Origin of the sequence: Mycobacterium innocens, from assembly GCF_900566055.1 — a bacterium.
GTDB classification, from domain to species: Bacteria; Actinomycetota; Actinomycetes; order Mycobacteriales; family Mycobacteriaceae; genus Mycobacterium; species Mycobacterium innocens.
Map to the genome: position 1 here is coordinate 59975 of NZ_UPHQ01000226.1, position 11587 is coordinate 71561.

Genomic DNA, 11587 nt, shown 5'->3' on the forward strand with positions numbered 1-11587 from the left:
GTCGCAAAAGCGCCGTATTCACCGGCGTGTTGGGGGCTTTTGCGTCTGCTCGCGCCGGGGACGTTAGCCGAAGCGCTTGGTCAGCGGCGGCGGCAGCACCCGCATCAACTGCACCAGCGGCGCCCACGGCCACCACGGCACTGCGGCCCGTCCGGGCTCGCGTTCGATGGCGTCGACGAGTGCCTTGACGCCGGTTTCGTTGTCCACCATGAACATGGTGCTGTTCGACTTGGCCGTCATCTCCGACTCGATGTAGCCCGGCTCGATCACCGAGATCTTGATGGGGCCCCTGGCGTACTCGGCGCGCAGCGATTCGCCCAGTGAGCTCAACCCGGCCTTGCTGGCGGCATAGGCGGCTTTGACGCCCGGCACCCCCGTGTTGCCCAGCACCGAGGAAATGAGCACCAGATGCCCCGAACCGCTGTTGGAGAACATCTCCAGCGCCGTTTCGATCTGCACCAGGGCGGCCACGAGATTGGTTTCGATGGTTGCCTTGTTGGCCCACAACTTGCCCGACCCCAGCCTGGCGCCCTTGCCGATACCTGCGTTGACGATGACGCGGTCGATACCGCCAAGCTCGTCGCTCAGCCCGGCGAACACCTTCGGCACCTGCTCGTGGTCGTTGACGTCCAGGGCCGCCACGGCGATCTTGACGTTTGGATACCGTTGTGACAGTTCAGCTTTCAGCTCGTCGAGCCGGTCGGTGCGACGGGCGCACAGCGCCAGGTCACGGCCCTTGGCGGCGAATGCCCGGGCCATCCCGGCGCCCAGGCCGGAGCTGGCGCCGGTGATGAGGATTTTCCGACGGGTCATCCGGGCAGCATATCGACTACTTCAGTAGCCGCGACATGCGCCGGTCGGCCAGCATCTTGCCACCGGTCTGGCACGTCGGACAGTACTGGAAAGACTTGTCCGCGAACGACACTTCCCGCACGGTGTCTCCGCACAACGGGCAGGGCAAGCCGGTGCGGGCGTGCACCCGCAGCCCGGAGCGCTTCTCCCCCTTGAGCATTGCGGCGCCCTGGCCGACGGATCGGTGCACCGCGTCGGACAGCACCGACACCATCGCGTCGTGCAGGGTGGCCAGTTGTTCGGCCGACAGCTTGCCGGCGGTGGCGAACGGCGAGATCTTGGCCACGTGCAAGATTTCGTCGCTGTAGGCGTTGCCGATGCCGGCGATCACCTTCTGGTCGGTGATGACGGTCTTGATGCGTCCGGTATTGCCGGCCAGTAGCCCGGCCAGGTCTTCGGTGCTTAGTTGGAGCGCATCCGGCCCGAGCGCAGCGATACCCGGGACTTGCTTCGGATCGTCGACCAGCCAAACTGCCAGACGCTTCTGGGTGCCGGCCTCGGTGAGGTCGAAACCCGGTGCATCGCCGGGGGTACCGAGATGCACGCGCAGCGCGATCGGCCCCTTGCCGGGCCGCAGCGGCGCGGCGGCCAGCTTGTCCGACCATCGCAGCCAGCCCGCCCGCGACAGGTGAGCGATCAACCACAGCGGGTCCGCCCGCAGGCCCAGGTACTTTCCCCACCGGTCGGCCCCGGTGACGGTATGGCCGGGTAGGCCGCTGACGGGTGGATCGAAGGTTTTGAGCACCGACAGCGCGGCGACGTCGACGCGGCCGATCGGCAAACCGACGGCGTGCCGGCGCAGATGGTCGACCAGTGCTTCGATTTCGGGCAGTTCGGGCACCTGTTCAGTCTGCCGACCGCGTCAGGCAGGTGTCCATCGACCTGTCGAGCTTGCCTGCTATGGAGGGCCGTTGGCGCCGGGCTGGCCGACGAGCAGTCCACCGGCACCACCGAGACCGCCACTGCCGCCGGCGCCACCATTGAAGCCATCGCCGAACAGCGGCCGTCCGGTCAGCGCCACCACCGGCTCGTTGATCAGGGTCGTGACCTGCTGCAGCGGCGCGGCATTAAGTTAAGCGCTTCCGCAGCGGCGTATTGCGCCCCGCCGCCACTCATGAGCTTGACAAACTGCTGATGGGTGTTCGCCGCTTGGGCACTCAGCGCTTGACATAGGCCTGGGCATGCACGCCGAACAACGCCGCGATAGCTGCCGAGACTTCGTCGGCGCCGGCTGCCAACGCCCCGGCCGTCAGCACCGTCGCCGCCGCATTGGCTTGGGTGATCGACGAGCCAATACTCGTCAAATCGGTTGCTGCAGAAGCCATTAACTCCGACGACGCGGTCACGAACGACATCCGGCGGCCTCTTGAGAACGGCCACGCGGATCGCAACCCTAGAAATAGATCGTGTGCGACGGCAACGGCCGGAGCCGACGTTTGAGCAAACCCTGGCGACTGCGACGGCTATGCGGGCCCGTCGGCGCCCGGCTGGCCGAAGAGATCGCCGCCGCGGCCACCGGTGCCGCCCGTGCCACCCTGGCTGGCTCCGGCTCCGGCACCGCCGTTGCCGCCGTTGCCGACCAACTGGGCACCGCCGCCGTTGCCGCCGATGCCGTTCTCCGCCGGGGCCATGAAGCCAGCGGGGATAGTGCCGGCGTTGCCGCCGTTGCCGCCGTTGCCGGCGAAGAAGCCGCCCTGGCCCCCGTTGCCGCCGTTGCTGGTCTGGTACACCGAGCCGGTGCCGCCGCCGTTCAGGTTGCCGGGATTGCCGGTGTTGCCTCCATTGGCGCCGGCGCCGCCGTTGCCCCACAGCTGGGCGTCGCCGCCGAAGCCGCCGAGCGCGCCAGGCCCGGCGTCGCCTCCGCGGTTGCCACCGCTGCCACCGTTGCCGCCGTTGCCACCGGCGCCGCCGTTACCCCCGCTACCGATCAGCCCGCTCTGGCCGCCCCAGCCGCCGAACCCGCCGAAGCCGCCGCCGCCGTTGAAGGACAGGGTGGTGCCGCTGTTACCGCCGCCGTCGGCGCCGTTCCCGCCAGCTCCGCCCTGACCGCCGTTGCCCCAGATGAAGCCGCCGTTACCACCGTTGCCGCCGGAGACCCCATCGCCGCCCTGGCCGCCGACCGTCAGGTCGCCGCTTGCCGCCTGGCCGGCGCCGCCCAATCCGCCGTTGCCACCGGGACCGCCGTTGCCGAACAAGCCGGAGTTGCCGCCTTTTCCAGCGGTCGGGGCAAAGTTACCGCCGGTTGCGCCGTCGATGATCCCACTGCCAGGCACGAAGGACCCGCCGTTGCCGCTGTTACCGCCGGCACCACCGTCGCCGTAGATCCAACCACTGTGCCCGCCGTCGCCGCCGTTGCCGGCCGATCCGGCTGTGCCGCCTAGTGAGGAGACGTTTGTGGCCCCGGTGGCGTTGCCGCCATTGCCGCCGACTCCGCCAACACCGCCCTGCCCGAAGAGCAGCCCGCCGTTGCCGCCGGGGCCTCCGTTGCCGCCCGCGCCGCCGTTAAGGCCCGCTCCGCCGGGGACCGCGACGGCGCTGCTGCCGTTGCCACCCGTGCCGCCTTGTCCGCCGAGCCCGTACAGCCACCCGCCGTTGCCGCCGGTGCCGCCGTTGCCACCCGGCATGCCGGCTCCATTAGGGACGGCGGCACCCGCCCCGCCGGGTGCGCCGTTGCCGCCGTTGCCCCAAAGCCCGGCCGATCCGCCGTTGCCGCCGTTTTGGCCCACCGCGCCGGAGCCGCCGTTGCCGCCGTTGCCCAGCAGCCACCCGCCGGGCCCGCCGTTTTGCCCGGTGCCCGGGGCGCCGTTGGCGCCGTTGCCGATCAGCGGTCGCCCGGTGAGCGCCTGCGCGGGACTGTTGACCGCGTCAGCCGCAACCTGCATCGGCAGCACGTTGGCCGCCTCCGCAGCGGCGTACTGTCCGGCCCCGCCGGTCATGAGCTGCACGAACTGCTGGTGAAACAGCGCCGCTTGGGCGCTGAGCGCCTGATATGCCTGAGCGTGGGCGTCGAACAATGCCGAGACCGCAAACGACACCTCGTCGGCACCCGCGGGCAGCACGCCCGATATCGGGGCCACCGCTGCCATGTTCGCCTGGCCAAGCGTCGAACCGATACCTGCCAGATCGTCGGCCGCTGCAGCCACATACTCGGGCGCGGCGATCACCCACGACATTTACGACCTCCCCGTCACTGCAAAGGCCCCGCAATCGCGAAGTGACGTGCGACACAATGCGGAGATAACCGATGCTATCGCGAACCAGGGGCCCAATCGCACGCTTCTTGCCAAACCGTCAAAAAGCTCATGCAGGGCTTAATCTGGCGCCCCGCAAGAGGCCCGTAGTAGGTAGGTATCCATGATCCAGCCATGCCGCGCCCGGGCCTCGGCACGCAGTGCCGCAATGCGGGCGCCGACCTCGCCGACCGTGCCCGCCACCAGCAACTCGTCGGCAGTACCCAGATAAGCGCCCCACCAGATGCGGGTTTGCGGCGGGCAGCTCTGAAACGAACAGTCGGCGTCGAGCATTACCACTGCCGAGCCGGTCACGCCGCTCGCGCGCAGCTGCCGGCCCGTGGTGATGAGAACCGGCGCACCCACGTCGTTGAGCGGGATGCGGTGCCGGGCGGTCAACGCCTGGACTGCGGTGATACCCGGGATGACGTCGTAGCTGATGTCGACCTCGGCAGACACCGCTTCCAGAATGCGCAGCGTGCTGTCGTACAGCGACGGATCGCCCCACGCCAGAAAGGCGCCCACACCGTCGGGACCCAGTTCGGCGGCGATGGCCGCCGCCCAGATGCGCGCGCGCGCCGCATGCCAGTCAAAGACCGCTTTCCGGTAGTCGGTGTCGGTCGCGCGCTCGGGGTCTGGCAGCTCGACGAATCGGTATCCCGGCTCGCGGATGAACCGCTCGCAGATCGCGCGCCGCAGCGCCGCCAGGTCGCTCTTGGTCTCGCCCTTGTCCATCGCGAAGAACACCTGCGTGCCGTTGAGCGCGTTGATCGCCTGCACAGTCAGGTAGTCGGGGTCTCCGACACCGATGCCGATGACGTGGATGTGCCGGCCCATGCAACACAACGTAATTCAGATCTCGAAATGCCTACCCGAGACCTCCGGTACCTAGTACCCTGGGTATTGACTATCGAGTGTGATCTCCCTAACGTCTGAACCACCTGATGAAGGGACACCAACGATGACCACCGCGGTGAAACCAAGTGGGTCCAAGTCAAGTGGACCCAGTCGTGAGGAGTTCTCGGAGCGGTTGCTCAAGGGCTCGGTCAAGAAGTCCTATGAGCCGGTCGTCGACATCGACTGGGATGCCCCGCTGGATCCGGACAAGTTCTATCTGCCGCCCAAACTCGTCTCGCTCTACGGCACCCCGATGTGGGACGAAATGACGCGCGAACAACAAATCGAGCTTTCCCGCCAGGAACTAGTCAATACGCTCTCGGCCGGGATCTGGTTCGAGAACATGCTCAATCAGTCGCTGTTGCGCACCATCTTGCACGAGGACCCGACCAGCCGGTCGACGCATTACAAGCTGACCGAGCTCGGCGACGAGACCCGCCACATGGTCATGTTCGGCAAGGCCATCGAGCGGATCGGCGCCAAGCCGATACGTCCCCGGCGGCTGCACCGGATGGTCATCAACGCGCTTCCGCTGGCCTTCCAGCGAGGTTCGATGCTGTGGGTGGCCGCGCTGATCGGCGAGGAGATCTTCGACTCGCTGCAACGACAGATGATGGACGACCCGGAACTGCAGCCGATTATCCAGCGGCTCATGCGGATTCACGTCACCGAAGAGGCCCGCCATATCCAATTCGCGCGTGATGGCGCACGCAAGCGGGTGGCCGAAATGCCGCGGCTCAACCGATGGTTCATGGCCAACATCAACGGCCTCGGCGGGTACTTCTTCCGGTACCTGTTCAGCAATCCGATCCCGTACGCGCGCGCCGGCCTCGACCCGAAGCGGGCACGCATGACCGCGCGCAACAGCCCACACCGCTACCAGATGCAGATAGCCGGATTCGCCCCGCTGGCAGCATTTTTGACCGAGGTGGGGCTGATGGGCCCGATCGCGCGCCGCGCCTGGAAGCGCAGCAAGTTTCTGTGATCCAGGCACCCGACGTGCACCACGTGGTCGTCGTCGGCGCGGGTGCCCGCGGCCGGGCCGCCAAGGCCGCGTTGACGGCCGCCGGTGTCGGCCACATCGTGATCATCGACAGCGCAGCCAACCCCGCGGCGGAAGTGCTCGGTTCGGTGTTCGACGACGACACCGACACCTGGGCAGTGCGTACCGGCGGCGGCGAGGTTGTCCGAGGTCGCGTCGTCATCGCCGCCCACCGGCCGCCGCATGTCCCGTGGATACCGGATCTGCCTGGGCGCAACGACTTTGGCGGCGAATCGTTTCATGCGGCGGCCTGGGATCCGGCCTTCAATGCCGCCGGCAAGCGCATCGCCGCGGTAGGCGTCGACACCGCACTCGCCCGTCACCTCGACCGGCTCGTGGAATCGGCGGACTCGGTCACCGTCGTCGCCCATGCACCGCGCCGGGTGGTCTCCGACCTGCCATTGCAGACCACCCGGGCCCGGCGATGGCTGCGTCGCCAGCTGCGCGGCGGGCAGCCGCGGCGATCGCCCAGGGTGGCCAGATCGGCGATTGCTGCGCTGACGCCGTCGGGCGTCCGCACCAACGACGGTGTCGAGTACGGGGCCGACGCCATCATCTACGGCACCGGCTTCGCCATCCCCGACCAGCTGCCCGAGCAGACACTGGTTGGAGCGCGCGGGGTGACCATCCGGCGGGCCTGGCACGACGGTATGGAGCCTTTCCTGGGTATCGCCGTGCACGGCTTTCCCAACTACTTCTTCATCTCCAGCTCCGATAACGCCAACATGGCCGCGCAGCTCCGCTACGTCACCGAGTGCCTGGACCTGATGAACCGCACCGCCAGCACCCGCATCGAGTTGCTGCGCAGCACTCAGCAGGTGTTCAACGAGCGCGCCCAATTGAAACCCGTCGAGGCGCAGCGGGTGTCCAAGGCGTTCGACCTGTCCGCCGATGCGCCCGACGACGAAACCTACGACGGGACAGCGACATTGGAGGTGGCCGGAACCCGCCTGCCGGTGCGCGTCCGCCTCGCCGGTCACCTCGATCCGATCGACGGCAATTACCACTGGCAGGGGACCGTTCTCGATCCCCTGCCGCGGGATTCGCTCGCCCAATCGAGGACCGCGACATTGACTGTCGGTGACCGCAGCGCACCGGCCCGCATCGTCGAACAAACACCCTGGGGCACGCACTCCGTGGCCGGAGTGGGGGCACCACCCTACCCGTCAAGCGGCCGGTAGCAGCGGCTTCTCCGCCATCGTTGCACCGATTCCTCCCGCTCGACTGGGCAAATCCCGATAGGCTGAGTGCCTGCCGGACTAGAGGTTGACCGCGTACCTATTGCGGGTAACCGCCCTGGGTGGCTGGTGCTGCGGCAGACGACGACACGGACGAGAGCGGCATGGTCGGCGAGGTAGCGTTCGGGTTTTGGAAGCGGCGGGCGCCGGGGATTGACCCGACCCGCGTCCGCCGGTGCGCCGACGAGCGACCGCCACGATCAATCATCCCACGGTCCGGTGATGCCACCGGCCGTGCACAAATCGGGATACTTGGCCGAAGATGGAAGTCTCCGCCGCTAACGCGTGCGGCATCCGCAAGCAATTGCAGGGGCCAGTTCGAGGAGCAGGACATGGAACCGGACACCGGACGGACGCGGGAGGCCGGTTCATGACGTCCCGCCGTTGTTCCAACAGGCTTGCCGCCGCGACGCGCGGGCCGCGGTTGGATGGGACGGCCCGGGAAGGTCAGCCGCGGTGAGCGCGGTCGCCAAGTCGACCTCGCTGGCCGTTGCGACACGACTCGAGCAGTCGGCAGTCATGCTGGCGGTCGAGGGAGTGCTCGGCGCGGCCAACTCGGCGGCGCTGCGCGACAGCATCATGAAGGCGACGCTCGACGAGCCGACCGCGGTGATCGTCAACGTGACCGGGCTGCAGGTTCCCGATGACGCGGCGTGGTCGGCCTTTATCGGTGCACGCTGGCAGGCCGACACCCGACCGAACGTGCCGATCGTGTTGGTGTGCGCAAATCGCGCCGGCCGGGACACGATCACCCGCTCCGGAGTCGCTCAATTCATGCCGGTCTATCCCACCGAAAAAGGGGCGATGAAGGCAGTCGGCCGGCTCGCGCGCCGCAACGTCCGGCATGCCCAGGCACAACTGCCCGCGCAATTGAACAGCCTTCGGCAGTCGCGGCAACTGGTCCGCGAATGGCTCACCTCCTGGTCGAAGCCGGGGCTGATCCCCGTCGCACTGGTGGTCGTCAATGTGTTGGTGGAGAACGTGTTGAAACACACCGGGAGCGACCCGGTGGTGCGCATTTTCAGCGACGGCCCGACAGCGACGATCGCGGTCTCCGACGGTAGCACTGCCCCCGCCGTGCGGCTGAAATCTCCGCCCAAGGGGATCGACGTTTCGGGCCTGGCCATTGTCGATGCGTTGTGCCGAGCGTGGGGCAGCACCCCCACATCGTCCGGCAAGACGGTCTGGGCGATCATCGGCCCGGAAAACCAGCTGTAGCGGGTGATGATCCCGCTGCCGACGAGCGCGGGCGCCGGTGCGTCGAGCGTGCGTCGGCGGTTTCGGGGGTGGCTGCCCTGCGTTCCGCCCGGACGGCACAGCAGGCACCGGCGACGCACACTCGGCCACCCGCCCGGCGAAATGAGAACACGTTCTAGTATTCGGGCATGACGCTCGCTCACGAAAGGTACGGATGACGTGCGGTTCAGCTATGCAGAGGCGCTGACAGACCCGACGTTCTATATTCCGCTGGCTCAGGCCGCCGAAGCGGCCGGCTACCACAGCATGACGATCGCCGACAGCCTGGCCTACCCGTACGAGTCCGACTCGAAGTACCCCTATGTCCCGGACGGCAATCGGGAATTCCTGGAGGACAAGGAGGTCATCGAGACCTTCGTCCTGACGGCCGGGTTGGGCGCGGTCACTACGATGCTGCGGTTCAACTTCTTCGTGCTCAAGCTACCCGTCCGGCCGCCGGCGCTGGTGGCCAAACAGGTGGGTTCCCTGGCCGCGCTGATTGGCGACCGGGTGGGACTCGGCGTGGGCACCAGCCCGTGGCCGGAGGACTACGAGCTGATGGGCATCCCATTTGCCAAGCGCGGCAAGCGCATCGACGAATGCATCGAAATCGTCAAAGGCCTCACCACCGGTGACTATTTCGAATTCCACGGCGAGTTCTACGATATCCCGAAGACGAAGATGAGCCCGGCTCCCACCCAGCCGATCCCGATCCTGGTCGGCGGCCACGCCGACGCCGCCCTGCGGCGCGCGGCGCGCCTGGACGGCTGGATGCACGGCGGCGGCACCAGCGCCGCGGAACTCGACCGACTTATCGCCCGGGTCAAGCGGTTTCGTGACGAGCAGGGGAAGACCGGCCCGTTTGAGATCCATGTGATCTCGATGGACGCCTACACCGTGGACGGTATCAAGCGGCTCGAGGACAAGGGCGTCACCGACGTCATCGTGGGCTTCCGGTGGCCCTACATCAAGGGACCCGACACCGAGCCACTGGCGAAAAAGATCCGTCACCTGGAACGGTACGCGGAGAAGGTGATCGCCAAAGTCTAAGTGTCACAACGGATCCCATTTCGGTGCCCGCTTCTCTCGATGCGCCCTGGCGGCTTCGGCCGGGTTATTGGTGAAGCCGGTGAGCATCTGGGTCCGGTTCTCGATCTCGATGGCATGGCGCAAACTGGGCGCGTCCAGCGCGGTGTTGAGGCCGACCTTGGTCTGCCACACGCCGAAAGCGTTGTTGTCGGCGATCTCGCGAGCCTTGGCCAGCGTCGCCGTCAACAGGTCGTCCGGCGCCACCACCTCATGAACCAGCTTGAGGCGGTAGGCCTCGGCCGCGTCGATGATGCGTCCGGTCAGCATGAGTTCCCGCGCCACTCCCGCACCGACGATTTTCGGCAACAGGTAACTGGTGCCCATATCCATCGACGAGAAGCCGGCCTTGATGAACACCGAGCCGAACCGGGCCTGTTCGGAAGCGATCCGGATGTCGCAGTGCAGCGCGAACGCCAGCCCGCCCCCGACGGCGGCCCCGTTGACTGCGGCGATCACCGGGATGGGCAGTTCGTAGAGCCGCAGGTACAGATCGGCCAGCCGCACCTGGGAGTCGTAGTTGGTCTTGAATGCGGGGCTGATCGGCTTGGCTTTCACCCACGGCTCGCCGGTGCCGCTGAGGTCGGCGCCGGCGCAGAATCCGCGTCCGGCTCCGGTGAGGATCGCCACCCGGAATTCGGCCCGGTTGAGAACATCGAGCACGTCGTCCATCGCGTCGATCAGCGAGCCGTCAATGGCGTTCAGCAGCCCGGGCCGATTCAAGGTGACCAGCGCGATGTCGTCGTCGAGCGTCTGCAATTCGACTGCGGCCATACCCGCACGGTAGCCCGGATCTGATAGAGGAGGCGTTTTGGCCCGGCCAGAACGGTCCGCGTCCAGGCGGTAGTCCTTGCCCAAAGCAGGTCGCAGTGCTGGGTACCAGGGCAAGCCAGGCGTTGTTGACGGATCGGTTTCTGTCACGCCGCGGATGGCCCATCGCAAGGCCGGGGCTGGCCATAGCGCAGCTGTGTGTCGGGCAAGGTGATCTGCGGCGCAACAGCATCCGAGTGCGGCTTGGGGAGTGGTGTCGGTCGACCAGATCGGCGACCTCGGTGGCCTAGCGAACCTCATTGCCCACCAACTTGGCCGACATCGCAGCGTTAGCCACAGTTCCCTTTGTGACAGAAGGGCTTTCCGATGTCGAGCCGGGGTCGCACCAGGCACTTGAGTTACTTGAGTCTCTGGGGGTGTCCGGATATGCAAAGTGCTGATAGTCACTTGAGTCGCCGGGGGTTGGGGGTAGGCGTTGCGCCCGGCTTGTAGCGACAGATCCGTTGCGCTGCTCGGATTGTCGCGGATAGGCGGGCACTTCGGGTGTTGGGTCTGTCTTGTGACTGGTGTGGTGGTCGTGGCAAGTCCGGCGCGTTGTTCGCTGTGGGTGAAATGTGGAATCGGTTGTTGGGCAGTCGGTTTCTGCCCGGTTTTTGTCGGTGCCCGCCGATAGGTTGGGTTCATGGATTGGCAGGCGATCACGGCGGCCTTCGACGGGTTGGATGCGGCGCTGGATGCGGTGATGGGCCTGAACTTTGACGCGTTGAGCACCGCGCAGTGGTTGACGCTGCTGGGGCGCTGCGAAACCGTGCGCCGGCGCCTACCGGTGCCCGAGCATCAGCTGATCAACCACCTGGCCCGCCAAGCCAGCGCCGCAGAACTGGGCGGCAAACTCTCGCATGCGATCGCCGAATGGACCCTGACCAGCCGCGCGGAGGCCACCCGGCGGATCAACGCCGCCGCCGATCTGGGGCCGCGGCGCGCGCTGACCGGTGAGCCGATCGCCCCGGCGCTGGCCGCCACCGCCGCCGCCCAACGCGCCGGCAAAATCGGCGCCGAGCACATCACGGTGATCCGCCGGTTCTGCCGGCAGCTACCCGGCTGGGTGGACCAAGCCACCCGGGAGCGCGCCGAAGCCCAGCTGGCCCGCCAAGCCAGCCAGTTTCGCCCCGAACAACTCGCCGAGCTGGCCGCCACCCTCACCGATTGCCTCAACCCCGACGGCAGCTACACCG

General features: G+C 67.2%; 10 protein-coding genes and 2 pseudogenes. 5 read left to right on the plus strand and 7 right to left on the minus strand.

Annotated features, from left to right (window positions below; all coding sequences use genetic code 11):
• Positions 1-63: 63 nt before the first annotated feature.
• The 6 genes and pseudogenes from EET03_RS22005 to cobF form a co-directional block, all read right to left on the minus strand.
• Entirely contained in the window at positions 64-813 is a 750-nt protein-coding gene (locus tag EET03_RS22005) for an SDR family oxidoreductase (RefSeq protein ID WP_075541560.1), read from the minus strand.
• Positions 814-829: 16 nt separating this feature from the next.
• Positions 830-1318, minus strand: coding sequence for a zinc finger domain-containing protein (locus EET03_RS31860; protein WP_425271550.1), 489 nt, complete (start codon positions 1316-1318; stop codon positions 830-832).
• Between the two features lie 132 nt (positions 1319-1450).
• A pseudogene (locus EET03_RS31865) lies at positions 1451-1693 on the minus strand (DNA-formamidopyrimidine glycosylase family protein); the annotation flags it as partial.
• A gap of 66 nt (positions 1694-1759) precedes the next feature.
• Positions 1760-2207, minus strand: a pseudogene (locus tag EET03_RS22015) (PE family protein); the annotation flags it as partial.
• A 108-nt stretch (positions 2208-2315) separates the two neighbouring features.
• Complete coding sequence (locus EET03_RS22020) at positions 2316-4025, minus strand: PE family protein (RefSeq protein WP_099193733.1); 1710 nt, start codon at positions 4023-4025, stop codon at positions 2316-2318.
• A gap of 138 nt (positions 4026-4163) precedes the next feature.
• Positions 4164-4919 carry a precorrin-6A synthase (deacetylating) gene (gene cobF, locus EET03_RS22025; RefSeq protein WP_075541557.1) on the minus strand — a complete coding sequence of 252 codons (756 nt, stop codon included), beginning with the start codon at positions 4917-4919 and terminating at the stop codon, positions 4164-4166.
• Between the two features lie 124 nt (positions 4920-5043).
• Here cobF and EET03_RS22030 point away from each other — a divergent pair, with 124 nt between their 5' ends.
• The 4 genes from EET03_RS22030 to EET03_RS22045 all read left to right on the plus strand — a co-directional run bounded on the left by EET03_RS22030 (position 5044) and on the right by EET03_RS22045 (position 9545).
• On the plus strand, positions 5044-5964 hold the full coding sequence (locus tag EET03_RS22030) for an AurF N-oxygenase family protein (protein ID WP_063471237.1): 921 nt from the start codon (positions 5044-5046) through the stop codon (positions 5962-5964).
• A 251-nt stretch (positions 5965-6215) separates the two neighbouring features.
• Entirely contained in the window at positions 6216-7202 is a 987-nt protein-coding gene (locus EET03_RS22035) for a DUF4873 domain-containing protein (RefSeq protein ID WP_244232482.1), read from the plus strand.
• 513 nt (positions 7203-7715) lie between these two features.
• Positions 7716-8477, plus strand: coding sequence for an STAS domain-containing protein (locus EET03_RS22040; RefSeq protein WP_075541556.1), 762 nt, complete (start codon positions 7716-7718; stop codon positions 8475-8477).
• A 198-nt stretch (positions 8478-8675) separates the two neighbouring features.
• Positions 8676-9545 carry an LLM class flavin-dependent oxidoreductase gene (locus EET03_RS22045; RefSeq protein WP_075541555.1) on the plus strand — a complete coding sequence of 290 codons (870 nt, stop codon included), beginning with the start codon at positions 8676-8678 and terminating at the stop codon, positions 9543-9545.
• 3 nt (positions 9546-9548) lie between these two features.
• On the opposite strand, the gene EET03_RS22050 is transcribed toward EET03_RS22045, so the two are convergent.
• Positions 9549-10355: an enoyl-CoA hydratase/isomerase family protein gene (locus EET03_RS22050; protein WP_075541554.1), complete on the minus strand. Its 807-nt coding sequence runs from the start codon at positions 10353-10355 to the stop codon at positions 9549-9551.
• 679 nt (positions 10356-11034) lie between these two features.
• Between EET03_RS22050 and EET03_RS22055 the strand changes: the two genes are divergently transcribed.
• A partial coding sequence (locus EET03_RS22055; protein ID WP_122508826.1) for a DUF222 domain-containing protein occupies positions 11035-11587 on the plus strand: 553 nt, incomplete at its 3' end.

Coding starts and splice junctions, on each gene's coding strand:
- EET03_RS22005 (WP_075541560.1), bottom strand. CDS start 813: ATGACCCGTCGGAAAATCCTCATCACCGGCGCCAGCTCCGGCCTGGGC.
- EET03_RS22020 (WP_099193733.1), bottom strand. CDS start 4,025: ATGTCGTGGGTGATCGCCGCGCCCGAGTATGTGGCTGCAGCGGCCGAC.
- cobF (WP_075541557.1), bottom strand. CDS start 4,919: ATGGGCCGGCACATCCACGTCATCGGCATCGGTGTCGGAGACCCCGAC.
- EET03_RS22030 (WP_063471237.1), top strand. CDS start 5,044: ATGACCACCGCGGTGAAACCAAGTGGGTCCAAGTCAAGTGGACCCAGT.
- EET03_RS22050 (WP_075541554.1), bottom strand. CDS start 10,355: ATGGCCGCAGTCGAATTGCAGACGCTCGACGACGACATCGCGCTGGTC.